The organism is Faecalibacterium prausnitzii (assembly GCF_019967995.1).
Classification (GTDB): Bacteria; Bacillota; Clostridia; order Oscillospirales; family Ruminococcaceae; genus Faecalibacterium; species Faecalibacterium prausnitzii_E.
Window position 1 is genome coordinate 1,816,785 of sequence record NZ_CP065377.1, and the last position, 26,556, is coordinate 1,843,340.

Annotated in this window: 16 protein-coding genes and 1 riboswitch; of the genes, 3 read left to right on the top strand and 13 right to left on the bottom strand. The window is 60.1% G+C overall.

The genetic code is table 11. From position 1 onward, the window contains the following. Window positions 1–86: 86 nt before the first annotated feature. The 7 genes from I5P96_RS09105 to I5P96_RS09135 all read right to left on the bottom strand — a co-directional run bounded on the left by I5P96_RS09105 (window position 87) and on the right by I5P96_RS09135 (window position 10,823). Window positions 87–3,914, bottom strand: a complete 3,828-nt coding sequence (locus I5P96_RS09105) for a DNA-directed RNA polymerase subunit beta (protein ID WP_118551982.1) — start codon at window positions 3,912–3,914, stop codon at window positions 87–89. A 435-nt stretch (window positions 3,915–4,349) separates the two neighbouring features. After that, the gene (locus tag I5P96_RS09110; protein ID WP_223381732.1) at window positions 4,350–5,120 is read right to left on the bottom strand and encodes a class I SAM-dependent methyltransferase; all 771 of its coding nucleotides are present in this window, start codon (window positions 5,118–5,120) and stop codon (window positions 4,350–4,352) included. Continuing rightward, window positions 5,033–5,923 (bottom strand): Rpn family recombination-promoting nuclease/putative transposase, encoded by an 891-nt coding sequence (locus I5P96_RS09115; protein ID WP_207685387.1) that lies wholly within the window; start codon window positions 5,921–5,923, stop codon window positions 5,033–5,035. Before I5P96_RS09115 ends, I5P96_RS09110 begins: the two co-directional genes overlap by 88 nt. 120 nt (window positions 5,924–6,043) lie before the next feature. After that, window positions 6,044–7,120 carry an RNA polymerase sigma factor RpoD gene (gene rpoD / locus I5P96_RS09120; protein ID WP_223381734.1) on the bottom strand — a complete coding sequence of 359 codons (1,077 nt, stop codon included), beginning with the start codon at window positions 7,118–7,120 and terminating at the stop codon, window positions 6,044–6,046. Between the two features lie 43 nt (window positions 7,121–7,163). Next, complete coding sequence (gene dnaG / locus I5P96_RS09125) at window positions 7,164–8,942, bottom strand: DNA primase (protein WP_223381735.1); 1,779 nt, start codon at window positions 8,940–8,942, stop codon at window positions 7,164–7,166. Window positions 8,943–8,964: 22 nt separating this feature from the next. After that, the gene (locus tag I5P96_RS09130; protein WP_223381736.1) at window positions 8,965–9,963 is read right to left on the bottom strand and encodes a deoxyguanosinetriphosphate triphosphohydrolase; all 999 of its coding nucleotides are present in this window, start codon (window positions 9,961–9,963) and stop codon (window positions 8,965–8,967) included. A gap of 239 nt (window positions 9,964–10,202) precedes the next feature. Then, window positions 10,203–10,823 (bottom strand): IMPACT family protein, encoded by a 621-nt coding sequence (locus tag I5P96_RS09135; protein WP_223381737.1) that lies wholly within the window; start codon window positions 10,821–10,823, stop codon window positions 10,203–10,205. Window positions 10,824–11,166: 343 nt separating this feature from the next. Further along, window positions 11,167–11,242: riboswitch (cyclic di-GMP riboswitch) on the bottom strand. 461 nt (window positions 11,243–11,703) lie between these two features. Here I5P96_RS09135 and I5P96_RS14215 point away from each other — a divergent pair. Next, complete coding sequence (locus I5P96_RS14215; protein WP_263286842.1) at window positions 11,704–14,295, top strand: carbohydrate-binding domain-containing protein; 2,592 nt, start codon at window positions 11,704–11,706, stop codon at window positions 14,293–14,295. A gap of 101 nt (window positions 14,296–14,396) precedes the next feature. On the opposite strand, the gene I5P96_RS09145 is transcribed toward I5P96_RS14215, so the two are convergent. Then, on the bottom strand, window positions 14,397–15,326 hold the full coding sequence (locus I5P96_RS09145; protein ID WP_223381738.1) for a helix-turn-helix domain-containing protein: 930 nt from the start codon (window positions 15,324–15,326) through the stop codon (window positions 14,397–14,399). Between the two features lie 162 nt (window positions 15,327–15,488). On the opposite strand from I5P96_RS09145, the gene I5P96_RS09150 reads away from it, so the two are divergent. Both I5P96_RS09150 and I5P96_RS09155 read left to right on the top strand, forming a co-directional pair. After that, window positions 15,489–16,652, top strand: coding sequence for an MFS transporter (locus I5P96_RS09150; protein WP_223381740.1), 1,164 nt, complete (start codon window positions 15,489–15,491; stop codon window positions 16,650–16,652). A gap of 26 nt (window positions 16,653–16,678) precedes the next feature. Beyond that, window positions 16,679–16,930 (top strand): hypothetical protein, encoded by a 252-nt coding sequence (locus tag I5P96_RS09155; protein ID WP_118551970.1) that lies wholly within the window; start codon window positions 16,679–16,681, stop codon window positions 16,928–16,930. Between the two features lie 98 nt (window positions 16,931–17,028). Here I5P96_RS09155 and I5P96_RS09160 read toward each other — a convergent pair whose 3' ends face one another. The 5 genes from I5P96_RS09160 to rnr form a co-directional block, all read right to left on the bottom strand. Beyond that, on the bottom strand, window positions 17,029–17,406 hold the full coding sequence (locus tag I5P96_RS09160) for a PH domain-containing protein (RefSeq protein ID WP_207685638.1): 378 nt from the start codon (window positions 17,404–17,406) through the stop codon (window positions 17,029–17,031). Between the two features lie 185 nt (window positions 17,407–17,591). Next, window positions 17,592–19,946, bottom strand: coding sequence for a glycoside hydrolase family 3 protein (locus tag I5P96_RS09165; RefSeq protein WP_223381742.1), 2,355 nt, complete (start codon window positions 19,944–19,946; stop codon window positions 17,592–17,594). Between the two features lie 270 nt (window positions 19,947–20,216). Next, window positions 20,217–21,992, bottom strand: coding sequence for a bifunctional metallophosphatase/5'-nucleotidase (locus I5P96_RS09170; RefSeq protein ID WP_223381744.1), 1,776 nt, complete (start codon window positions 21,990–21,992; stop codon window positions 20,217–20,219). A gap of 336 nt (window positions 21,993–22,328) precedes the next feature. Next, entirely contained in the window at window positions 22,329–24,101 is a 1,773-nt protein-coding gene (locus I5P96_RS09175) for an oleate hydratase (RefSeq protein ID WP_223381746.1), read from the bottom strand. 226 nt (window positions 24,102–24,327) lie between these two features. Next, on the bottom strand, window positions 24,328–26,448 hold the full coding sequence (rnr, locus tag I5P96_RS09180; protein ID WP_223381748.1) for a ribonuclease R: 2,121 nt from the start codon (window positions 26,446–26,448) through the stop codon (window positions 24,328–24,330). Window positions 26,449–26,556 lie beyond the last annotated feature (108 nt).

Sequence of the window (26,556 nt, forward strand, 5' to 3'; positions counted from 1 at the left end):
TGGCAGGCGATCCAAATCCGCTGCTCTCCCCCGCCCTTGCGGCGGCAGCACGCGCACCGCTGCGGGGGCGGCAGCTTGTCCGGGATTTAGTCGTCCAAATTCACTTCGTCGGAGGAGGACTCTGCGGGGGCAGAATTGTCATCGTCCAGCACGGAGGGATCATCGAAACCTGCGTCGGCGTCCTTGATGGTGTAATCGTTCAGCAGCTCGTTCTCGTTCGTCACGGTCTCGGAACCTGCAACGTCACGCATATCGAAGCCGGTCTCTTCGTCGTCGAAGTTCTGGCGCATATCGATCTCGTTGCCATCCTTGTCCTGGACCACGACGTCCATACCCAGGGACTGCAGCTCCTTCAGCATAACGCGGAAGGACTCCGGAATGCCCGGCTGCGGGATGGGCTCGCCCTTGACGATGGCCTCGTAGGTCTTGACACGGCCCTCGACGTCGTCCGACTTCACGGTCAGGATCTCCTGCAGAGTGTAGGCGGCGCCGTATGCTTCCAGTGCCCAGACCTCCATCTCGCCGAAGCGCTGGCCGCCGAACTGGGCCTTGCCGCCCAGAGGCTGCTGGGTGACCAGAGAGTACGGGCCGGTGGAACGGGCATGGATCTTATCATCGACCAGGTGATGCAGCTTCAGGTAGTACATATAACCGACGGTAACGCGGTTGTCGAACTTCTCACCGGTGCGGCCGTCGTAAACGGTGGTCTTGCCATCGCGGTCAAGCTCGATCTTGGAGAAGTCGATGATATGGCCCTTCTCGCCCATGATCTTGGGGAGCTTGGTGGGATAAGCCGGGGCGTTCTCGCCGTGCCACAGCTCACGCGCGGTATCGAAGGTATCGCCGATGTCGTTCTCACGAGCGGAGTCGAAGACGGGGGTCATGACCTTGATGCCGCATGCCTTGGCAGCGTAGCCCAGGTTGACTTCCAGCACCTGACCGATGTTCATACGAGAAGGAACGCCCAGGGGGTTCAGCACGATGTCCAGCGGGGTGCCATCGGGCAGGTAGGGCATATCCTCCTGCGGCAGGATGCGGGAAACGACACCCTTGTTGCCGTGACGGCCTGCCATCTTATCGCCGACGCTGATCTTGCGCTTCTGTGCGATGTAGCAGCGGACGACCTCGCGGACGCCGGGCTGCAGCTCATCGCTGTTCTCCGGGGTGAAGACCTTGACGTCCACGATGATGCCGTACTCGCCGTGGGGCACACGGAGAGAGGTATCACGGACTTCGCGGGCCTTTTCGCCGAAGATGGCGCGGAGCAGGCGCTCCTCAGCGGTCAGCTCGGTCTCGCCCTTCGGGGTGACCTTGCCGACCAGGATGTCGCCGCTCTTGACCTCGGCACCCACGCGGATGATGCCGCGCTCGTCCAGATCCTTCAGGGCATCCTCCGAAACGTTGGGGATGTCGCGGGTGATCTCTTCGGGTCCCAGCTTGGTATCGCGGGACTCGGTCTCATATTCCTCGATGTGGATGGAGGTGTAAACGTCCTCACGGACGATCTTCTCGTTCAGCAGGACGGCGTCCTCGTAGTTGTAGCCCTCCCAGGTCATGAAGCCGATCAGAGCATTCTTGCCCAGAGAGATCTCGCCGTTGCGCATTGCGGGGCCGTCGGCCAGGACCTGGCCTGCCTTGACGGACTCGCCCACCTCGACGATGGGGCGCTGGTTGATGCAGGTGCCTGCGTTGGAGCGGGCGAACTTGATCAGCGAGTAGTTGTCCAGGGTGCCCTGCTCATTGCGGACGACCACATGGTCTGCGTCCATCTTTTCGACGACGCCGTCGTTCTTTGCCAGAACGGCGGTGCCGGAGTCGGTGGCGGCCTTGTACTCCATGCCGGTGGCCACGATGGGCTGCTGGGTGACCATCAGAGGCACAGCCTGGCGCTGCATGTTGGAACCCATCAGCGCACGGTTGCAGTCATCGTTCTCCAGGAAGGGGATGCAGGCGGTCGCGACAGAAACCATCATACGGGGCGAGACGTCCATGTAATCGACCTTCTCGGCGTCGATTTCCAGAATGTCGTCGCGGCGGCGGGCAGAAACGCGGGGACGGATGAAGTGCTTGCCCTCGTCCAGCGGCTCGTTGGCCTGGGCGACGACGTATTCGTCCTCGACGTCAGCGGTCATATACTCGACCTCGTCGGTAACGACCTGATCGATCAGACGGCCGTTCTCGTCGTAGGTCTTCTTGACCTTGCGGTACGGAGCCTCGACAAAGCCGTACTCGTTGATCTTGGCATAGGATGCCAGATAGGAGATCAGACCGATGTTCGGGCCTTCGGGCGTCTCGATGGGGCACATACGGCCATAGTGGCTGTAGTGAACGTCACGGACTTCGAAGCCTGCGCGGTCACGGCTCAGACCGCCGGGGCCCAGAGCAGATAGACGGCGCTTGTGGGTCAGTTCCGCCAGAGGGTTGTTCTGGTCCATGAACTGAGACAGCGGCGAAGAACCGAAGAACTCCTTGATAGCGGCGACGACCGGGCGGATGTTGATGAGGGCCTGCGGCGTGATGACGCTCTGGTCCTGGCTCTGCAGGGTCATGCGCTCACGGATGACGCGCTCCATGCGGGAGAAGCCGATGCGGAACTGGTTCTGCAGCAGCTCACCGACGCTGCGGATGCGGCGGTTGCCCAGGTGGTCGATGTCATCGGTGGTGCCCACGCCGTGGCCCAGACCGTTCAGGTAGTTGATGGAGGACAGGATGTCCTTCACAGTGACGGTGCGGCCGATCAGCTGGTCGTGGTTGCGGCGGAGCATTTCCTTCTGCTCCTCCACATCGGAGGTGGTGTCGAGGATCTTCTTGATCTCATCAAAGGAGCAGCGCTCGTTGATGCCGCACTCCTTGACGTCAAAGGAGAAGAAGCCCTGTGCATCCACACAGCCGTTGGTGATGACCTTGACCTTCTTGCCCTCGATGAGCAGGACGACGGTATCGACACCGGCGTTGTCGGCCTTCTCGGCCAGCTCGCGGCTGATCTTGCCGTTGGCCTCCACGATGACCTCACCGGTCAGCGGGGCAACGATGTTCTCTGCGGCCACAAAGCCGGTAATGCGGCGGGCCAGAGAGAGCTTCTTGTTCATCTTATAGCGGCCGAAGCGGGACAGATCGTAACGGCGCGGGTCGAAGAACAGCATGTTGATCTGGCTGGTAGCGGACTCCACCGTGGGAGGCTCGCCGGGGCGCAGCTTGCGGTAGACCTCCAGCAGGCCCTCTTCCTGGTTCTTGGTGGTATCCTTCTCCAGAGTAGCGAGGATGCGCTCATCGTCGCCGAAGAAGTTCAGGATATCCTCGTTGGTGGACAGACCCAGTGCACGGCACAGCACGGTGACGGGCAGCTTGCGGTTCTTATCGATACGAACGTAGAAGACGTTCGCTGCATCGGTCTCGTACTCCAGCCATGCACCGCGGTTGGGGTTCATGGTGGCGCTGTACAGATCGTTGCCGACCTTATCTTTGGCATCTCCGTAGAATACGCCGGGAGAACGGACCAGCTGGCTGACGATCGCACGTTCTGCGCCGTTGATGACGAAGGTGCCGGCGTCGGTCATCAGGGGGAAGTCTCCCATGAAGATCTCCTGATCCTTGACCTCGCCGGTCTCCTTGTTCAGCAGACGGGCCGTCACGCGCAGGGGGGCAGCGTAGGTCACGTCGCGCTCCTTGCACTCCTTGATGCTGTACTTCGGCTCCTTATCCAGCCGGAAGTCCACGAAGCTCAGTGCCAGATTGCCGGTGTAGTCCTCAATGGTGCCGATGTCGTGGAAGACCTCTTTCAGGCCCTCGTCCAGGAACCACTGGTAAGAGTTCTTCTGGACCTCGATCAGGTTCGGCATACTGATGACTTCGTCGATGTGGGAGAAGCTCATGCGCTCGGTTTTGCCGAGCTTGACGGGCTTGACTTTCATCATAAAATCAACCACTCCTTACTTTTATACTCTACGGATGTTGCGTTCTACGGGTCAAATTTGAGCAGACGCACATAAATCGACCCGTATCCTCAGAGGAAGTTCGGCGTTTTTCACAAACTTTTCGTGTCTGCCCCTTGGGCCGACCGAACCGAAGCTCCCTTTTTGGCGCACTAGGCCATTATGTGATACTAATGCAGTATACACCGGGAAAGCCCTGTTGTCAAGCCATTTTTCCCATTTCGGGCCGATTTTTTTGTCAAGCCCACGCTTTTGTGGTACACCCGGTTCCGTGTCCACTTTGTGCGTTTTGGGTATTGCTTTTTGAGTTTTGCACGTTCTCACCAAAAACACCCTTGTGCATTTTGTACAGGTTTGCTCTTGTGTTTTGGGCAAAGGAAAAGCACCCCGGTCAACCGGAGTGCTTCGCGCTTATTTTCATAGTTCCAATCGGACCAGCAAACCCTCCTGAAGAGATTCAACATAAAATGCTTTTGCTGTCTCTCCAAATTCAGCCGTTTCTTCGGCGCTGTATGGATGGAACACCATCCCCTTCCATTTTCCCTCCGTGAACTGATAGTCGCCTTCTTCGGTCACCGTATGCGGTTCCTTTTGATACTCTTCATCCAGCCCATCAAGGGTCAACAGGATGATCCCGCCGGGTTTCGTGATACGGCACAATTCCCGGACCGCCTGTTTTGCTTCTTCCTTTGGGATGTGGTCCAGCACATCTCTGCAAACAACAGCATCAAACTCGTTGTCAGGATATCCCGTTTTCAGCACGCTGGCCGCTCTCAGCTCTGCGGTCAGCCCGCTTTTTTCTAAAAGGTCCTCCGCAATTTCGACCGCCCTGCCGGAAACATCAAAGCCCTTTACCGTGAACCCCTGCTGAGCCAATCTCCGCACATACGCGCCGCATCCACAGCCAGCATCACAAACGGTCTGCGCCTTTCTGCTCTTCAGCGTTTCTAGGATAGGGTCCGCCTGTTCTTTCCGCTCCGCATACTCCATTAAACGCTTTTCGTCGATTCTCTGCCAAGAACTTTCCCAAAAGTCTGTGTGCATATTTGTTTCCCCTTCTACCAAAAGAGGCATCGGTTTTTCTCCGATGCCTTTTTTGTTTATAACGTGATCTTCAGTTCTTCCATCAATTTCTGGCGATAGGCCCGGTCCTCTGTCGCGCGGCGGATGTCCTCCATCCGTCCGCATTCCAGAAGTTTCTTGACAAGGAGTGCAAACAGCTCTTCTCCCTGCTGGGTCCCGCGCTGCATTCCAATTTCGATTCCTTTATCGACTCCTCGATTCTCAACACGCTCCAGAACTTCACACATATTCTGCGGACCTCCTTCCTGTTGGTCATTGCATACATCTTCAAAACGATGGTCGCCCGTCATCGCACTCAGCAGCTGCAATGTCTCCTGCACATGCTTCATGGTCTGCGCACTGGGCGTATAATCATCTTTTTCGCGTTTCTGCACAAAGTAATCTACCACAATGCGGAAATCACTTTGAAACAATTCGACCTGTTCCTGGGTGAGATAAGCGATTTCAAACAGATTGATTTTATAGTCGTTGACAAACGGCCGGAATTTTTCCGGGATATTCACACGTTCCAGAAGCGATATCGGCTGATTCCAATGCTTTTTATATCCAAAGTACAATACCAGCGTCACAACGGGATAGCGTGCACCTGTTTCTTTTTCCAAAAGCTGTGCTCTGTACTCCGCGCCATCATAGCCGATCACACGAAGCGGCATATCCGGGTCAACGCCTGTCTGATTTTCTACGCCGATGCAGGCCAATCGTATCTGCTCTTTTTTCCAGCGTTTGGCTACATCCCGCTCGATTTCATGAACTTTTCCATCTGCCTTATAGTATGACCGCGGTGCCTGTTCTTCCAGTTCCTCCGGTTTCAGCACTTCTTCACCGTGAAACAGCAGCACATTCACAATATCCGAAAAAACGTCATTGTATGCTTCCAGAATTTTTTCTGTTGTATCTTTCTCTGCCATTTTTTCACCTGGCCTTTTTATGCGATGGATTCCGTTCCTGCATTTTTATTTTATCATGAAATCGCAATTTCTTCAATAGTACAGCTGCACCCAGTTTCCCGGAATATAGCTGTTTCCTTCTTATTCCAGATAATCCCGCAGCCGTTTGGCCCGGCTGGGATGGCGGAGTTTGCGGAGGGCTTTTGCCTCGATCTGGCGGATGCGCTCCCGCGTGACGTTGAACTCCTTCCCCAGCTCTTCCAGAGTGCGGGGCCGGCCGTCGTCGAGGCCGAAGCGGAGCGTGATCACCCGCTCTTCGCGGGGCGTCAGACTCTTGAGCACACTCATCAGCTCCCGGCGGAGCAGCTGGCGGCCCGCTTCATCCACCGGGATCCCGGCTTCTTCGTCCTGAATGAAATCTTCGAGGTGGGCGTCTTCTTCCTCGCCCACCGGCGTTTCCAGGCTGACCGGCTCCTGCGCCAGCTGCAGCAGTTCCCGCACCCGGTCCGGCTCCATCTCCAGCCGGACGGCGATCTCCTCCGCCGTGGGCTCGCGGCCATTCTTCCGCAGCAGCTCCCCTGCCGTCTTCCGGACCCGGTTGATGTGCTCCACCAGATGCACCGGGATGCGGATGGTCCGCCCCTGGTCGGCAATGGCACGGGTGATGGACTGCCGGATCCACCATGTCGCGTAGGTGGAGAACTTGAAGCCCCTGTCCGGCTCAAACTTTTCCGCTGCCTTCATCAGGCCGAGGTTGCCCTCCTGGATGAGGTCGAGGAAGGGCAGCCCCCTGCCCGCGTAGCGCTTGGCCACCGAGACCACCAGCCGCAGATTCGCCTCGCTGAGACGTCGGCGGGCGTCCGCATCCCCTGCTCTGGCAGCACGGGCCAGCGTCTGTTCCTCTTCTGCCGAGAGGAGCGGCACCTGCCCGATCTCCTTCAGATAGGCTTTCACCGGGTCGTCCAGCGCCACGCCCTCGGCGGAAAGCTCATGTTCCAGTCGGCCGATCTGGGCTTCGTCCAGCAGCGGGAGGTCGGCGTCCTCTTCTTCCACCCGGATGCCGCGGGCCTCCAGCGCCTCATACAGCGCGTCCAGCCCGGCAACGTCGTACTCCTGCTCTTCCATGGCGCGGCTGACCTGCTCCGGCGTCAAAAGGTGGTGCCGGGCACGGCTCGCCAAAATCTTTGCAAGTTCTTCCGTCTGCGACAATTTCCGCATGATTCCTTCTCCTTCCAGCTCCAGCCGGGAGGAAAGGGAGCGCTCAGTCTTCTGCAGGGAGAGTTCCCTGTTTCTTTTCTCGCATCGACTGGAGATACTGCTCTAAGTCTTCATTGGACATCTGGGCCGCCTTCTTCGCGATCGGGGTGCCGCGGGCGATGCGTTCCAGATAAAAGTTGATATCCTCGGTGGTACAGTTGACATCGCTGTATTGTGCCGCAAGGCGGCTCAGTTCATTCAGGGCCTCTTCGCTCTGCACAAAGCCGCGCAGGGTGGAAAGGCTGACCTCGATGCCCTGCGCCTGACAGTCCAGCATGGCCTGGTACAGCTCCTTCTGCTGGGGCAGGAGGAACTTTTCTGCCGGCAGTGCGGCCCGCACCCTGGGGATGTAGCTTGGCTCCCGCAGCAGTGCCGCCAGCAGCCGCTGCTCTGCCGAGGCCACACCCAGCGCCTGCGAGCCGCCTGCGCTGTAAGGAACATTGATCTGATCCATCTCACCGGAGTGCAGGCGGGAGCGGTTCTCCTCCCGTCGTCGCTTGCTGCCCGCTTTTTTGACGGCGGTGCCCAGCTGGGTCAGGATGGCGGTCTTGGAGATGTTCGTCTCCTCGGCCAGCCGCCCGGCGTAGACCTCCTGTTCGGTGGGGTTGGAGCGCTCGGCCAGCAGATCCACGGCATCGCGGATGTATTCGAGCCGCTGGGCGTCCTGGGTCAGGTCGTATTGATCCCGCAGGCGCTTGAGCCGGAAATCCAGCGCGTTGCCCACGCCGTCCAGCAGGGCGCGGAAGCGGTCGGCACCATAGCGCTTGATGTACTCGTCCGGGTCCTTTGCGCCGGGGATCTGAAGCACCCCCACCCGCACCGTGCTGTTCCGGAACAGTTCCAGCGAGCGGAGGGTGGCTTTCTGGCCCGCCTCGTCGGAGTCGTAGCTCAGGATGACCTCATCGGCGTACTCGCTGATGAGCCGCACCTGCTCCGGCGTCAGGGCCGTGCCGCAGGCGCAGACGGCGGTGTCGATGCCCGCCTGCTGCATACTGATGACATCCATATAGCCCTCGCAGAGGACGAACCGGCGGGAGGCACTCTTTTTGGCGATCTGCAGCGCGAACACCGTCTCGGATTTGTGGTAGACCAGCGTTTCGGGGCTGTTGACATATTTGGGCTTGGAGTCGTCCAGCACACGCCCGCCAAACGCGATGATGTTGCCGCGCAGGTCGAAGATGGGGGTCATGACCCGCTTCCAGAACAAACAGTAGATGCGCCCGGAAGCGCTGCGCTTGAACAGGCCGCTGGCGTCCAGCTCCTGCTGGTTGTAGCCCTTATCCCGCAGGAACTGATAGAGGGCCTGCCCATCGTTGGGGGCATAGCCGAGGCCGAACCGCACGATGGTCTTGTCGTCCAGCCCGCGGCGGCGCCAGTAGGCGCGGGCCTGCCGGGCCTCCTCGACCGTCGAATTCAGGCAGGCGTGGAAGAAGCGGGCCGCTTCGCGGTTTATCGAGAGGATGCGGCTGCGCATCCGCCCGGTCTTGTCGTCCTCCTGCGGTTCCGGCATCCCGGCGCGGGCCGCCAGCATCTTGACGGCCTCGCCGTAGTCGATGCTGTTGATCTTTTTGGCGAAGCTGATGGCATCGCCGCCCGCCCCGCAGCCAAAGCAGTAAAAGCTCTGGGTGTCCGGGTAGACGTAGAACGAGGGGGTCTTCTCGCTGTGGAACGGACACAGGCCGCCATAGAGGCGGCCCTTCCGTTTCAGCTGCACATAGCTGCCCACCAGATCGACGATGTCGGTGCGGCGGTTCAGCTCTTCAATGTACTCGTGTGGGATCATGGCTCTTTTTTCCTGCTTCCTTTTATAACACGTGCCACTTGCGGGGCACGAACACATCCTCAAAGGTCCGGATGGCGAACTCGTCGCTCATGCCGCTGATGTAATCGGTCACGGCGCGGTCACGGCCCTCCTGATAGGCCAGCTGCAAATAGAAGTTGGACATCTGGTCGATGTGGGTCAGGTAGTATTCGTACAGTTCCGTGAGGACCTTTTCCACTTTCTGCTCTTCGCGCTTGGCGGTGCGGTCATTGTAGACATTGGCATACATGAAATCCTTCAGCGCAAGGAAGGCTTCCTCTTCCTCCGCGCCCATGGCCACATCGCCGTCGCTGTGGGCGAGGATGCTCTGGATCATGGTCGTGATGCGCCGGGATTTCGTTTCGCCCAGCACGGCGGTGCATTCTCTGGGCAGGATCGCCGGGTCCAGCACCCCGGCACGGACGGCATCCTCGATGTCGTGGTTGACGAACGCGATCTGGTCCGCCATCCGGACGATGCGGCCCTCCGGGGTCGCCGCCCAGGTGCCTTTGGTGTGGGTGATGATGCCGTTCCGCACTTCCCAGGTCAGGTTGAGGCCCCGGCCGTTCTGTTCCAGCTTGTCCACTACCCGCAGGCTCTGGCGGTAATGCTTGAAGCCATCCGGACAGAGCTTGTCCAGTGCGCTCTCCCCTGCGTGGCCAAAGGGCGTGTGGCCCAGGTCATGCGCCAGGCTGATGGCCTCGGTCAGGTCTTCGTTCAGGCGCAGGGCGCGGGCGATGGTGCGGGCGATCTGCGCCACCTCCAGCGTGTGGGTCAGCCGGGTGCGGTAGAGGTCGCCCTCCGGCGAGAGGAAGACCTGCGTTTTCTGCTTGAGGCGGCGGAACGCCTTGCAGTGGATCACGCGGTCTCGGTCGCGCTGGAACACCGGGCGGATGGGGTCCTGCGGCTCCGGTCGGGCCCGGCCCCGGCTTGCATCGCTGAAGGTCGCCCAGGGGGCAAAGGTCAGCCGCTCGATCTCTTCGGTACGCTGGCGTACATCCATCCGGTATCCCTCACTTTCATGCTGGTTCCTGCCCCCTTCCCAGCGCAGCTGCGCCCGCAGCTATTGTAGCAGAATTGCTCTGTCGAAGGGGGAATCTTCCTGTCCTGTCCAAAATTATCCTATAAAAATCTCTTGGTGCTGCTGCTCCCAGAGCGCAGCGGCCCTGCAGCCCTGCATCCGACTGCCAATGGCTCCCACTTCGGGGGAGCGGACGAGCGAATGCGAGCCGGAGAGGGGCATCAGAACGGCGCGTAGAACGGCTGCGAGACGCTCACCTCGGCCCCGCCCCGCGTCAGCTCCCGCAGCTGTTCCAGCAGCGGCGGCTCGGTGCCCTCCGGCATCTGCCAGCGCAGGGTCACGCGGTCGGTGAACTGCGGGTCGGCGAGTTTGGCCCCGGCGGCGTGGATGAGCAACGCGGCCCGCTCGTAGAGTGCGTAGTCCACCGTCACCTCCAGCTCCACCACGCTGCGCACCGTGACGACCTCGGCGTTTTCCAGTGCGCGGGCGGTCGCGGTGGTGTAGGCGCGGACGAGGCCGCCCGTGCCCAGCAGCACCCCGCCAAAGTACCGGGTCACGACCACGATGAGGTCGGTCAGGCCGCTGTGCTGCAACACTTCCAGCGCCGGGGTCCCGGCGGTCTTGGCAGGCTCGCCGTCGTCGGAGTAGCGCTCCCGGTTGCTCTCCCGCAGGCGGTAGGCGTAAACGTTGTGCCGCGCGGTGCGGTTGGCCGCGCGCACCTGCTCCAGAAAGGCCACGGCCTTTTCCTCGCTGTCTGCAAACGCGAGCTGCGCAATGAAGCGGCTTTTCTTCTCCTCATATTCGCCGATGGCTGTGCCCCGGATGGTGCGGTAATCCTCCACGCTGACTCCTCCTGTTTGTGGTGTTCCTTGCAAAACAGTATACCATAAATCCGGGCAAAGAAAAAGCCCGACACAAGCATTGCTCGTGTCGGGCCTTCCCCGGATTTATTTGAAGCACGGAGATGTCATTTTGAAAGCGCTCTCGCTCAGACGAAGAGCTGCACCCACTGGTTGCCCCAGCCGAGGTTCTCGCCCTCGCCGGTTTCCTGCATCGGGCATTCCTCTTTTGCGTGACCCCATGAAATGAAAAAGGTGTCGATTTGTCAAGACAAACTCGGCAAATCGACACCTGTTGTTCAGATGAAGGTCGCTCAAAAGACGGGTACACATCGTGCCCGATTTGAGAAGCAACTGGCTGCCATTTTACAGGCCCTATAGCTTTGCGTCACAGCCTTTCGACTGCTTTGCCGAGAATATTCAATTCAGTAGATCTTGCATCGCAGTCCAGCCGCCGTTCGCGCGGCTCCCTGACTACTTTTTTATTCTATCATGTTTGTCTTCATTCGTCAAGATTCTGCGGTCGGTTTTTTCCGTTTTTGCAGATCTTTTTCATGCCTCCCGGCTGCTGCTGTTTTGTTCCGGCCCGTTTTCTGCCGCCTAGCCCTTTCTGCCCAAAAAACATCCGGCTCGACGTTGCTTGCGTGAAGGATCGCAAAAAGGGAATTTCTGGAAATTTTACGTGTTTCACGCAGGAAATGCACCCATTCACGCAGAAAAGTCTTGCGTTTACCCCCCCCCCCGTGCTATATTTAGCTTAGCAGGCAACCTCTGTTTTCTGGTTCCTCAATCCATGTTGTGGTACGAGTTGGAAGGGACGGCGGCGCACCGCCCTGTCCGGTTCCAATATATTATAGAATATATGTAATAGGAGGTATTCTCAATGGTCTCTTATCGCAGACTCGCCATGCGCGTCCTGGGGCATGTTCCGGTGCTTTTCGGCAAGAAAAAGGCATCTCCCCCTCCCCGCGTTGCCGCACAACGGATCACAGCCCTCGCTCTCGCCTGTGCCATGATGACCGGCATGACCCTTCCTGCTTTTGCCGCTACGTATGATATTGTCAGCGGCTCCATTGATATCCATGCTACGGAAGGCGGCAATCTCATCAGCCAGTGGAACTGGAATGATGAGAACCAAAAGGAATACGTCAGCGACAGCAGCGGATACATCAAAGATCGTCTGGACAACGACATTACCATCACCGGCACAAGCACGGGGAACACGGTCACCATCGACGCAGACAAAGACCAGACGGCCAATGTCACCTTGGATAATGTGGAGATCAACGCCAGCTCGACAGGCCAGGCCGCTGTGGATGTGACCGGCAGCGGCAATACCAACATCGAATTGAACGGTGACAACACATTGACCGGCGGCAACTGGTATGCCGGTCTGCAACACAACAAAGAGACTGATGCCGAGGGAAATGAAACCAGCGGAAAACTGACCATCACAGATACCGACAACGATGGAAAATTAACTGCCACGGGCGATTTCGGCGGTGCGGGCATTGGCGGCGGAAATATGAAAGACGCCGGTAAAATCGAGATTACTGGTGGCAGCATTACCGCGACGGGCGGCCTCGATGGCGCTGGTATCGGCGGTGGCGGTTCTGGCGGTGATGCCGACATTACCATTTCCGGCGGAACAATCAATGCCATTGGCGGAACGGACCCGTCGGAGCGGCCGGATGCTATTGGCGGAGCAGGCATCGGCGGCGGTGGTTCTGGCGGTAATGCAACTGTGACCATTACTGGCGGCGCTGTTATTGAAAAAGCGAGCGGCGGCGGCGGATGTGCCGGCATCGGCGGCGGTTACTCCAGTAAAAGCGATGTGACAATTTCCGGCAATGCAACGATTGAAACTGTTACTGGCGGCGTACAGTCTGCCGGTATTGGCGGCGGTGGTTGGAAGAGTACCGGCACTGTAACCATCAAAGATAACGCAACGATCAAAAATGCGCAGGGCGGCGATGGCGGCGCAGGCATCGGCGGCGGTGTCTATGGCAGCACGACGGTGTTGATTGAAGGAACCCCCACCATTGAGAACACGACCGGCGGCAACAATGGTGCTGGCATCGGCGGCGGCGCTCTTGGCCTTGGCGATGTGACCATCAAAGGCAACGCAGAGATCAAGAATGCAACGGGCGGCGACGAAGGTGCCGGTATCGGCGGCGGCGCGGGCAGCCTTGGCGATGTGGACATTGAAGGAAAGGTCACCATCCAGAATGCACAGGGCGGTATTGGTGCAGCCGGCATCGGCGGCGGCGCAGAATCCGAACCGGACGATGACGGAACCGGAAATAAAACTGGAAATAAGATTTCCATCAAGGGCACCGAGGCCGGTTCCCCCAACATCACCGCAAAAGGCGGCAAGGCTTCGGATGATGGACTTTCCGGCGGCGCGGCCATCGGCAGCGGCAGCGTTTATGAGAACGACCCGCAAGATCCGGAAGAAAAAGCCCCTGCCGCTATCACCATTGAAGGCAAAGTGACCATTGATGCCACCGCAGGCGGAAAACTTGCCGATAACGATGCAATTGCCATTGGCGATGCACTGACCGGAGAACGGAAGTTTGCCGGTTTGCCAGTAGGCGCTGTCATCACACGGAGGGATTCGGACGGCAAGGATCTCACCCAAGAGGGTGACCAGCCCACTGAACCGGAAAAGCCGGAGAAACCTGACCCGGAGAATCCCAACCCCAACCCGGAGAAACCTAACCCCGACCCGGAGAAACCTAACCCCGACCCGGAGAATCCTAATCCCAACCCGGAGAATCCTAATCCCAACCCGGAGAATCCTAACCCCAATCCGGAGAATCCTAACCCCAATCCGGAGAATCCTAACCCCAATCCGGAGAATCCTAACCCCAATCCGGAGAATCCTAACCCCAATCCGGAGAATCCTAACCCCAATCCGGAGAATCCTAACCCCAATCCGGAGAATCCTAACCCCAATCCGGAGAATCCTAACCCCAATCCGGAGAATCCTAACCCCAATCCGGAGAATCCTAACCCCAACCCGGAGAATCCTAACCCCAACCCGGAGCAGCCCAATCCTAACCCGGAACAGCCCTCTGAGCCGTCGGGTGCGGTCTCGACTTCCGCTCCGGCTGAAGAGCTGACCGCCTCGGATGCAGAGTATCTCGTTACGGTAGAGGGGCTTTCCGTCACCAATGCACTGGGAAAGCAGATCACGCACAGCTGCACACAGAATGCCCAAGGCAAAGTCCTTACCATTCGCGTCAACAGCATTGTGGCCACCGCACATCTCACCATGGAGACGCTCCGGACGCTCAAAGCGCAGGGGGTAGAAACCATCCGTTTCTGCACCCTGCTGTACCGTCCGACTTCGGTCTCCATCGACGCACTTCTGAATCTTGGGGTCGATGAAGCCGATATCCTCTGGACGCACAACGGGCTCCAGGCCCGCCTGACGGTCGGCGGCACCGATTCCAGCAGCCTTTTGCAATAAGACCCTCTGAACCATAACAGCCGGGAGGCTTCCGTTTCGGAACGCCTCCCGGCTGTTTGATTATGCGCGCTTTGTCTTCCGATTTTTTCCTCTTCCAGATCTCAACAGAATTTTGTGCGGTATTCGCGGGGGGTGCAGTGCTTGATCTCCCGGAACGTTTTAATAAAGTAGCTGCCGTCCGAGAAGCCGCATTCCAGACCGATCTCGCCGGTCTTCAGCCGGGTGGAGCGCAGCAGCTCGGCGGCCTTTTCCACCCGGAACTGCTTGACGTACTGGATGGGCGTGATGCCCAGCAGCTGCCGGAAGCTGCGCAGGCAGGCGCTCTCGCTCAGGGCCACGCAGGCCGCGATCTTCTCCACCGTCAGCTCCTCGGCGTAGTGCTCCTCCACGTAGCGGAGCATCCGCTTCATCCGCTCCGAGGCGATCTGCTCCTGCTCCGAGACCTTGGTCTTGCCGCCCACGCACTGGGTGCTCAGCAGCCGCAGCGCCGCCGAGAGATGATACCGCACCCGGTTCTCATAGTCGAACGGCTCGTCCGCCACCTCTTTCCAGGCGTCCCGCAGGAAGATGAGTACCTGTTTCTGCCAGGGCACCGCCTCGTCCAGCAGAAAAAACGCCGGGGCACCGGGCTGCAGCAGGGGCCGGATGAGCTTTTGCCAGAAGATGGTGTCCATGCCGCCCACCAGCCGGGGCTGAAAGACGCCGGAGTGGAGCAGGGCGGTGCCCTCCGCCTGCTCCACCGAGTGCAGCGCCCCCGAATTGAGGAAGATGCCCTGCCCGGTCTGCAGCGTCAGGCGGGTCTTGTTCACATCCACATGGAGGGGGCCCTGTATGGTGAGAATGTATTCAAATTCCTCATGCCAGTGCCACGCCACCGAGTAGCTGGCCAGGTCTTCGGCGTAGCAGGCGATGGGAAACAGCGCACTGCCGTGCTGCACCAGCTCGCGCCCTTCGGCGTCGGCCACGATGTCCGGTTCGCAGTGGACGCCGCCCTCATGGACGATTGTTGCGCAGCTCGTTTGATATGCCATATTGACCAGTTCCTTTCCGCAAATCTTTGAACATTTTTTATCAATGCCGGTTTTGTTGTACAAAATTTCAGATTTTCTCCTACCACAGCCGCTGGTTTCGTGGTATTATTTCATCAGAGGCCGCAAGTCCAGTATAACACCGAAACGGGAGGAACACAACCCATGGCACAGCTTCTTCTGCCGGTCATCTACCTGGCGTTCATCAGCCTCGGCCTGCCGGATTCGCTTCTCGGCTCCGCCTGGCCGAACCTCTACCCCGCTTTCGGGGTGCCGGTGTCCTACGCAGGCATCGTCTCGATGATCATCTCCTGTGGGACCATCGTTTCCAGCCTGTGCAGCGACCGGCTGACCCGTGCGCTGGGCACCGGCAAGGTCACGGCCCTCAGTGTGGCGATGACGGCGGCGGCGCTGTTCGGCTTCTCCGTGTCGAGCGCGTTCTGGATGCTCTGCCTCTGGGCCATCCCCTACGGGCTGGGTGCCGGAAGCGTGGACGCCGCCCTGAACAACTACGTCGCCCTCCACTACGAGAGCCGCCACATGAGCTGGCTGCACTGCATGTGGGGCGTGGGCACCATCATCAGCCCGGTGCTGATGAGCCTGGCCCTGACCGGCGGGCAGGGCTGGAACGGTGGCTACCGCATCGTAGCCCTCATCCAGGTCGGCATCACAGCCGTTCTGGTGCTGAGCCTGCCGCTCTGGAAAGGCAGCCCGGCCGCCGCAAGCGCGGACGGCACCCCGGCCAGGCCGCTGACGCTGCCCCAGATCCTGGCCATCCCCGGTGCGCGGGAAGTGATGCTCTGCTTCTTCTGCTACTGCGGCCTCGAAACGACAGCGGGCCTCTGGGCCAGCAGCTACCTCACGCTGAGCAAGGGCGTCCCGGCCGACACGGCCGCTGCCTTTGCGGGCCTGTTCTATCTGGGCATCACGGTGGGGCGCGGCTTCTGCGGCTTCGTCACCCTGCGGTTCAACGACACCCAGATGATCCGCCTGGGGCAGACCGTTCTGGCCGTGGGTGTGGCCGCCCTGCTTCTGCCGGGGCCGCAGGCGCTCTCGCTGGCCGGCCTCGTTCTCGTGGGGCTGGGCTGTGCGCCCATCTACCCCAGCATCATCCACTCCACGCCGGACCACTTCGGCGCGGACCGGTCGCAGGCTGTGATCGGCGTCCAGATGGCAAGCGCCTATGTCGGCAATCTGGTCATGCCGCCGCTGTTCGGCCTGCTGGCAAACAACGTTGCCCCTGCCCTCTTCCCCGTGTATCTGCTGGCGCTGCTGATCCTGATGATCGTCATGCACGAGCAGCTCACCCGGAAGACGGCGTGCAAATAAACAACTTTCTGACAGGAGGTATTTTTATGCTTCGTATCGAATATTTTGATAAAGACCGTTTCATGCGTCAGGTTTCCGCCAGCCGCGGCAGTGTGCTGCTGCATCTGGACAACGGCAAGACCTGTGACCTGAAAGAGGATGCCGCCGCATCCTCCATCCTCCGGATGATGGACGCCCCCAGAAAGGGCTTTGACATCACCGTGACCGACCCCGCCGACGTGACCGGCTTCCTGCGCTACATGCTGGAGGCAGGCCGGATGGATCGTGTGGCCGGCTGATCGCTCGCCATTCTCCGTTATTCGCATATTACAGCAAACGCAGAGCGCCCGCTCCGGGGTCAGAAGCCGGAGCGGGCGCTCTGCGTTTTTGTACGGTGTTACAGGATGCAGCGGCTGATGGCGCGAGCCACATTCAGCAGCTCGTCCTGCCCGATGAACCCGAACTTTGCCTCGTGTTCATCCGCGAAGCAGACCGTCAGCTCAGAGGTCTGGAGCGGGTCGCCGAAGCCTGCGGTCTGGACGCCGAAGTGCAGCACCTTGCGGTACGGCAGGACGAAGATCTCCTGCCGGGTGCCGGTGACCCCCTGCATATCCACCAGAAAGATACGGTGCGAGGTAAAGACTGCCTGGTCGCGCACGGTCTTGTACGCGCCCACGATGGTCTCGCCGTCCAGCAAAAGCGCCTGCACATTCTTGCAGATCTCCTTCTCCTTGATGCGAACGAGGTTCTGCATGGGCTTGTCCCGAAATTCCATAGTTCTATCCCCTTTCAGCGTGGTCGCTGGCTCCATTGTAGCACCCCCGGCGGGCTTTGACAAGCGGCACGGAACTCCATTCTACTTGTGAGCGAAAAAACTTTGAGCGTCCAGCAGGAGCTACTCGACATGCCAAGGGCTCTCCCTTCGGGAGAGGTGGCATTGCGAAGCAAGGACGGAGAGGGTCAGTAGTTCAGACCGAACCCGCTGCGGTAATAGTTGCCGTCGGCGTCGCAGTAAGCGTAGCTGCCGCCGCGCACCCCGGCGAGGATGGCCGGGTCGATGTACGGGTCCTTATCGTAGCCGGGCACATCGTTGGGCGAAGCGCAGATCTCACGCACCACACCGTCGATCTCCTGCTCGGTGATGGCGATGACGGCGGGGTCGGACACCATGGTCAGGCTCAGCTTGCCGGTGGGGGCAAAGTCGCCGCTGATGACGTCCACCTGTGCGTTCAGGGCGTTGTTCAGCGCCACCGTGCTGACGGTGTACTGGATGGTCAGCGCGTCGCAGTAGGGTTCCAGCTTGTCCAGCAGCCAGGGGTTGTTCACCACGCAGGTGCCCACGACCTTGCCGCCGCGCGCGTGGATGGCATCGGCCAGCTCCCGGATCTTCTCGACGTCCTTCAGGGTGGTCACCGTGACCTGCTTGCCGGTCTTCTTCTGGCTCTTGTTGGTCTCGCGCTCGTCAGTGACGATCTCACCCATCTCAATGACGGGCATGGCGAACTGGTAGAACACCACGCCGTTGCTGATGGGCCACACGTGGAGGTACAGCACATCGGCCTCCTCCGGGGTGGCGACGACGGTGTAGCCCTTCTTCTCGAAGGCTTCCGCCAGTGTCTTGCGCAGCGCCTCGTCGGCATCGGCAGAGCCCAGACCGGCACCCATGGCCTGTGCCATTTTGGCAAAGCCGGAGTCCACGCCCTTGAAGGTGACGATGCAGACCTTCTTCTCTTTGGCCAGCGGCAGAACACCGCCGTGGTTCTTGACCAGAACGACGGCCTTCTGGTTGGCTTCGTAGGCCTTCTTCCTGGCACCATCGAAGTTGTCCTGCCGGGCCTGGTCGGCCTGATCGGGGTCCTGATAGGGGTTGTCCACACGCTTGGTGCGGAACAGGCTCAGCAGACGGTTGTAGCTAGCGCGGTCGAGGTCGGCCTTGGGCAGCAGACCGTCCTCCACCGCCTTGATGATGTTCTCCGGGTCGGTGTTGCCGCCGATGACATCGGTACCGGCGGAAATGGCCTTGGCGTAGCGCTGGGGCACCGTCAAGTCCTCCACGCCGTAGATCTGCACGCTGGTGATGCCGGAGTCGGAGTTGATGTAGCCGTCAAAGCCCATCTTGTTGCGGGCCAGGTCAGTGAGCAGCTCCTTGCTGTATGCGCTGGGCACCGCCTCGGTGCTGGTCACCTCGCCCCGGTAGGTCTGGGGCACGGCGCGGCCATCAGCGGCGATGCGGGAGTAGTCCGGCATGATGGAAGATGCCTTGTGGTCGAAGGCCCGCTGGAACGGGGGCAGATGGTACTTTTCCATCGAGCCGGGGGTGCGGTAGATGCGCCACTGACCGATGGGCACATGCGGCTCGAAGCCGTTCTCGGAGGGGGCATCGCCGGGGAAGTGCTTGACCGTCAGGACGACCGAACCCTCGTTCAGGCCGTCGTCGCCGTTCTGGTAGCCCTTGATGAGGGCTTCGGTGATGTCGCTGGTCACATCGGTGCGCTCGCCGTAGGTGCCGTTGGTGCGGGGCCAGCGGGGGTCGGTGGCCACGTCCACCTGCGGGCCGTACATGATGTGCAGGCCCTCGGCCTTCATCATCTTCCGGTCCGTGTCGGCCATTTCATAGACGAAATCTGCGTTGCCGTCTCCCAGCACCGCTGCACCGATGCCCAGAGAGTCCGGGTAGCCGATGTTGATGGGGTTGGTGTGCAGAGAGTACGGAATCGCCACGCCGCCCTTGCAGGCTTCGTATTCCAGCATCTGGGTGCCCGCATTGTGGTACAGGGCCACCATTCCTGCCTCGCAGCGCATATCGCCGCGGTAAACGCCCGCCGTGATGTGCTTGTCCAGCACATCGGCGTCATCAATGCTCATGGTCATGCCGGGCAGCGGACCGGGGATGGGCTTTTCGTCCGGGTCGTGGTGCTTGTAGATCTTGCCAAACTCCGGCTTGCCGTCGGCACCGGCAGCCTCGGCGCGGGTGGGGGCCACCGGGGTGTTGAACAGGGTGTTCAGCACAAGGCCAGCCTGCTGGTCCAGGCGCAGATGGGCCACCATATCCTTTGCGCGCTCTTCGGGGCTGAGCCGCCAGTCCTTATAAGGGGCCAGCTCGCCGCTGTTGTCCATATCCTTGAAGTACAGGCCGTCCCTGACGATGACGCCGCAGGTGGTCACACCGATGTCGGGGCCGTTTTCGTTGTGGAAGACCACCGGCTCCAGGTAACGATCGGTGATGCTCTCCCCCGCTTCCAGAGCATAGGGTGCCGGAATGACGCCGTCGCGGGCGTCGGCCCACTGGGCAGCGCTGGTGTATCGAATCTCCATCTTGTTTCTCCTTTTTCGTGCGCGGGAATGCGCAGCTGATATATCACTTGTTGTTTTTTATTATACCCCACAGCCCGATTGTTCGCAAGCGAACAACCCGTGCTTTTCTGAATTTCAGCATTGCTCACAAGGAACGCTCCCGGAATCTATGCAATTCCCCGAACCAGCGCAGCGCGTTCCCGCGCTCGGTCCGCTCCGCCGGGCACAAAAAGAGACCGCTGGCCCCGTCGATAACGGAAGGAGCACAGCGGTCTCTCTCGGTTCAGGGCATTACCAGATCATCTGGATGCGGCCTGCGCCGTAGGGATCTTCGTAGTTGAGCAGATAGCCGGGGTAATCGGCCAGCGGGCTGTTGGCACTGGAAAGGTGCGGCAGACCGTTTGCATCCACGCCGCCGAACATGGCTGCGTAGCTGGACATGACGAGGTAATCCTCCGAGACATAGTCCTTGATCAGCTCTGCGCCGTCGAACATGGCGAAGCCGTCGCCCAGGTTGCGCAGGGTGTAGTTCATACCGGCCAGCGCATAGGTGGCGTTCGGGTCCAGAGGCTTGTATGTGCCGGTGGTCTTGTCGTAGATCTCCACATTCGAAACACGCGGGGTCGTAGCACTGCCGACCCAGACATTCTTGTCGTCGGTCTGGACGGTGTTGGGGACCATGGCGTGGATCTCATACTTGGCACCGGCGACCTGCAGGAAACCGCCGTTCTCCTTGCCCTCGGCACCGGCGAAGCGGGCACCAAATTCGAGGGCATCCAGGATCTGCTGGCCGGTGACGGACATCAGGCAGGCCACATTGCCGAAGGGGCTGACGGTCTTGCAGGTCTTGAAGCTCCAGGGGCCTGCGTCCACATTTGCACGGATGCCGCCGCCGTTCATGATGGCGATGTCGCAGTGGAGGTCTTCGATCTCATTGAAGTAGGCATAGATGCCGTCGGCCACGAAATCGCCCAGGTTGGTCTCGCCGGAGCGGATGCGGCGCTTGCCGGTGGCGGGGTCGGTGATGTAGAACTTGGAATCGCCCACGGCGATCTCCTCGCCCAGCATGTCGTCCACTGCGCTCACCCACTCGCTGGTGGCAGCGGCCACAGCGGCGTCTGCGCCATCGTAGCTGGGCAGCAGCTCGGTGGTGATGGAGCCATCGGCACCGATGGTCATCTTGCCGACATTCTTGAAGTAGGAGCCGGTCTGGGTCAGGGTGACGGCCTTGCCGGAAGCATCGGCCACCTGCTTATTCTCCATCACGGTGTGCGAATGGCCGTCGATGAAGGCATCGAAACCGGTGGTGTGTGCGATGACCTCTTCGCTGGTCCAGGGGGCGGACGAGGGGTCTACGCCCAGATGGCCCAGACCAATGATAGTTGTTGCACCCAGCAGCTTTGCCTTGTCGATGGCCTTCTGAACGGCCTTGTACAGCTTCTGGCCATCGTCGCCGCCGAGGATGTCATAGATATACTTGGTCTGGCTGGCGTTCATGAAGTAGGCCGGGGTGGACTTGGTAAAGGTCTCCGGGGTGGTAACGCCCACAAATGCGATGCGCGCGCCGCCGATGGTGAAGATCTTGATGCTGGGCAGCACCTTCAGGCCGGTGCGCAGATCCACCCAGTTGCAGGAAACATAGGGGAAAGCGGCTTCCTTCATGGCTGCCTTTGCGCGGGCCATGCCGTAGTCGAACTCATGGTTGCCGGGGGTGGCCAGGTCGTAACCGGCCTCGCTCATCAGCTTGATGATGGTCTCGCCGTCATCCATGGAGCCATAGGCCGTGCCCTGGATGTGGTCGCCGGCGTCCACCAGCAGGACGTTCTGGCCAGCGTCCACATAGCTCTGCTTCAGTGCAGCGATACCGGCATAGGTCAGTTCGGGGGATTTCTTGTCGATGTAGGTGTGCACATCGTTGGTGTAGAGGATGGTAACAGCCGACTTTTCGCCCAGGAAGCAATTGGTCTCTTCGGCCGATGCGGCGGGTGCGCCGAGGGAGACTGCGGTCAGTGCAGTGGCAGCTCCGGCAGCCTTGAGGAAGCTGCGGCGGGAAATGAACTGTTTCACAGGAAATGACCTCCTTCAATTTACGGTACTCTCTTTTTTGCGGCCTCTCTGCCGCCGCCCGCACAAAAGCTCCCCAACGGGGAGCCGTGGTGTGCAGCGCAGCCGCAGCGAGGTCTGCATTTCTGGATTAAGCATATCACAGAATGCCGCTCCGGGCAAGAGAAAACTGTAAAATCCGCGCAAATCCTTTTCACAAAAGTCGTACTATTTTGGAAATTTTCCGTAAAATCATACGAAAAAGGGCCGGGCCCTGCATCCTGTCTCAGGGTGCAGAGCCCGGCCGCATTCAGGGGGGGAGGTCCAAACTGGATCGGAGGAGACGTTTGAGAAAACGCCTTAAATGGCGTTGTACTCCTTGAGGAACTTTTCAAGGTCGGTGCCCTCGATCTTCTTGAGCACTTCCTTGAGGGCCACCCTCTGGATGAAGGGCAGGTCCATATCGGTCAGTTTCTTGCCGTCGCGGAGCTTGACGGTGGCGTCGATCAGGCAGCGGACATCATAGGTGCTGCCCCAGACCTCCGGCACACCGCGGTCGATGTCCAGCAGGGTGTAAACAGCCTCCATACCGGTGCGCATCGAATACTCGGTGGTGAAGATGGTGTCGCGGCCGGTCTCGGCAAACTGGCCCAGGAAGGCGAAGTTGACGGCACCCTTCGGCACGATGTCGGGGCGGTCGCCGAAGGCACGCGGCATGAAGAAGGCGTCGATATACGGCATCATGACCGGCACGGTGTTGGCGCTGTGGTCGGCCAGCTCGGCGATGTCCTCAGTGGGAACGCCCAGATGGTACAGCCACTCCATGCAGATCTCACGGCCGGTGCAGTCGCGCATGGGCTTCTTCACATAGTCGCCGGGCTTGTCGCTGAACAGGCCGTAGACCCAGACGCAGAGCTGGTTCTTGGGCTGGTCACGGAACTGCTGCTGGCGGTTCAGCGTCCAGCTGAGCAGCCAGCTGGAATCCTTGACCGTGACGATGCCGCCGGTGACGGTGTGGCCGGTAAAGGGGTCGCGCTTGCAGATCCTCTTGATATACTGCGGGATCTTGTCGTCCAGAGTGGTGATGGTGGCACTCTCCCAGTTGGACAGTTCCGGCTGCGAGCAGAACTTCTCCGGATGGCCGAAGGAGGGGTCCTGTGCGGCGATCTTCTTCCACAGATCCCAGCCGTTGCCCGGCTTGATGGTGGGGTCGAAACCGGCTGCCTTGTCCTGTGCGCCGATGGTGCAGCTCTCGACGCAGCCGCCGTTGGTGATGAAGAGCAGGTCGTTCTCGGTCAGCGGCAGCACCTTTTCCTCGCCCTTGTGCTCCACAGTGATGGAACTGGCCTGCTTTTTGCCGCCCTCGATCTGGAAGCGGACGTCGGTGACCTTGGTCTCATACCGGAACTCCACGCCGTGGTCCTTCAGGTAGGTGACCATGGGCAGGATGATGGACTCATACTGGTTGTAGCGGGTAAAGCGCAGGGCGGTGAAGTCGGGCAGACCGCCGATGTGGTGGATATAGCGCTTGAGGTAGAGCTTCATCTCCAGTGCGCTGTGCCAGTTCTCGAACGCGAACATGGTGCGCCAGTACATCCAGAAGTTGGAGCGGAAGACCTCGTCGTCGAAGATGTCGGTGATCTTCTTGTCCTGCAGCTGCTCGTCCGGGGTGAAGAAGAGCTTCATGATCTCCATCGCGCCCCGGTCGGAGATGCCGAACTTGCCGTCGGTGTGGGCATCCTGGCCGCGCTTTTCGGTGGCACGGCAGAGGGACTTGTTGGGGTCTTCCTTGTTCAGCCAGTAATACTCATCCAGAACGCTGGCCCCCTCCGTCTCCAGAGACGGGATGGAGCGCAGCAGATCCCACATGACTTCGAAGTGGTTGTCCATCTCGCGGCCGCCGCGCATCACATAGCCGATGTCGTACTTGTAGCCATCGCAGGCACCGCCGGGCAGCGGGTCCTTCTCGATCACATGGATGTGGTCGCCCTGCATCTGGCCGTCGCGGACCAGATAGCAGGCAGCGGTCAGTGCCGCCAGACCCGAACCGATGATATAGGCCGATTTATTGTCAACGCCTTCCGGCTTTTTGGGGTGTGCAAACGCTTCGTAGTTGCCACTGGAATAATACATAACGCAGACCTCCTGAAGTTTTGGTTCTTTCCGGGCGGCTTCCGCTCGCCCTTTCGTTGTGCTTAGTATATCCCATTCCCTGTGACAGAACAACATACAAAAGATGACCAGTGTATAAACTTTATGCAAAACCCAACCTTTGTCGGAAATATGGCGAAAGTGTGAAGCGCAAAAAAGCTCCCGCCTTCCTGTGACAGAAGACGGGAGCGGATGAAATCCGTTCGGGTTACTGTTTTGCCTCCGGGGCGACCTCAAAATCGATCTTGCCGAGGTTGACGTCGGCACGGACGATGGTGATCATCATGCTGTCGCCCAGATTCCAGTTCTTGCCGGAGACCGGGTCGGACAGACGGATGCCCTCGGTGAGCATGGTACCGGTGGGGGTCAGGCTGGAAGCGGGCACGAAGCCCTCCACGCCGTTCTCCAGTTCGATGAACAGGCCGCGCTGGGTCACGCCGGAGATGATGCCCTCGTAGCACTCGCCCAGATGGCGGCGGGCATACTCGGCCTTGTAGCAGTCCTCGGCCTTGCGCTCGATCTGCACCGCGATGACCTCGCGCTCGCTGGACTGCTTGGAGGCCTGGATCGCAAAATCGGTGTAGCGGATGGCCATGGTCTCCTTGTCGGTGCCGCTGAGCAGATCGGTCATGATGCGGTGGATGGCCAGGTCCGGGTAGCGGCGGATGGGGCTGGTGAAGTGGGCATAGTCCTTCAGCACCAGACCATAGTGGCCCTTGGGCTTTTCTTCGTAGCAGGCCTTGGACATGCAGCGGAGCATGCCGGTGTTGACGATCTGTTCAAATGCCGTGCCGCGCACCCCTTCCAGAATGGCGCTCAGCTCCTTGGGCGTGGGCACCTCCTTGGCAAAGTGGTCGTTGATGCCGCAGGCCTGCAGCAGTGCATGCAGGCGCTCCAGCTTTTCGCCGTTGGGTTCCTCGTGGACACGGTAGACGAAGGGGATCTGCTTGACGCGGGCAAAGTGGGCCGCGCACTGGTTGGCCAGCAGCATAAACTCCTCGATCATGGCCTCGCTCTCGCCGGAGGTGCGCTTCTTGACGTCGATGCAGTGGCCGTCCTCGTCGAGGATGAGCTTCACTTCCCCGCTTTCGAAGTCGATGCAGCCGCGCTCGGTGCGCAGGCGGGCACGGTGGGCGTACAGTTCCTTCATGGCGGGCAGCTGGTCGGCCACCTCGGCGTACTTGGCCTGGATCTCGGCATCGGCCGTTCCGGCCAGCAGGGCATTGATCTCTGTGTAGACGCCCTTGACCCGGCTGCAGATGACCGACTTCACGAAGCGGTAGTCGGTCAGGTTGCCGTCCTTGTCCAGCCGCATCAGGCAGGAGAAGGCCAGGCGCAGCTCCTTCTCGTTCAGGGAGCAGATGCCGTTGGACAGACTCTTGGGCAGCATGGGCACGACCTGGTCGGCATAATAGACGGAGGTGGCGCGGTTGAACGCCTCTTCGTTCAGCTCAGAACCGGGCTTGACGTAGTTGGAGACGTCCGCAATGTGGACGCCCAGCTCAAAGCCGCCCTCCGGCGTGCGGGTCAGGCTGATGGCATCGTCGATGTCCTTGGTCTCGGCACTGTCGATGGTGAAGATGGGCAGAGCGCGCAGGTCCATGCGGCCCTTGCAGTCCTCTTCCGAAACGGTCATGCCCTCAAACTTCTTGGCTTCCTCGCGGACTTTATCCGGGAAGCGGGTGTGGATATCGCGGGCGTAGAGCAGCGCCTTGGCGCAGCGCTTGGCTTCATCCGAGCTGCCGAACCGCATGGCCACGCCGACGCGGTGGTCTTCCTGGCGGCTGCCGCGCATCAGGATCTCGACCGCCACCTTGTCGCCGTCTTTAGCGCCGCCTTCGCAGTCCCGCATCAGCTGCATGGAGATGGCCGGGCAGTCGTCCGGCACGAACTTCAGACGACCCTCGATCCGGCGGGCCGTGCCCACCAGGTCGTTCTTCTCGGTGAGCACCGCGAGGATGGCGCCCTCGTCGCTGCCCTCCACACGGGGATGCTCGAACTTCTCGACGAGGACCTCGTCGCCGGGCATCGCGCCGCGGGTGAAGCGGCCAGGGATGAAGATATCGCTGGTCTCATCTTCCAGCATGACAAAGGCAAAGTTCTTGCCCAGTTTGACTACTTTGCACAGCAGGGCCTTCTCGGCGCGGCCGGAGCGCACGGTGAAGAACACGCCCGAACGCTGGCAGACCACGGCCTCATGCACCAGAGCATCCAGCGCTTCCATCACCTTGCGGTCTGCCCCGCGGTCGCCGCCGAAGCGGGCCTTCAGGTCCTTGACAGTGCAGGGCTGGTTCTGGATGGCATGCTCGATCTTATCGCGTAATGACATAGATTTTACTCCTTAACAACATTCTCAAAATTCTCCAGCGGAATCCTGAGTTTCCCACCTTCTGCCGGAGGCATCCGCACCCGGCAGTGTTTGCCCATCGGGCTTTTC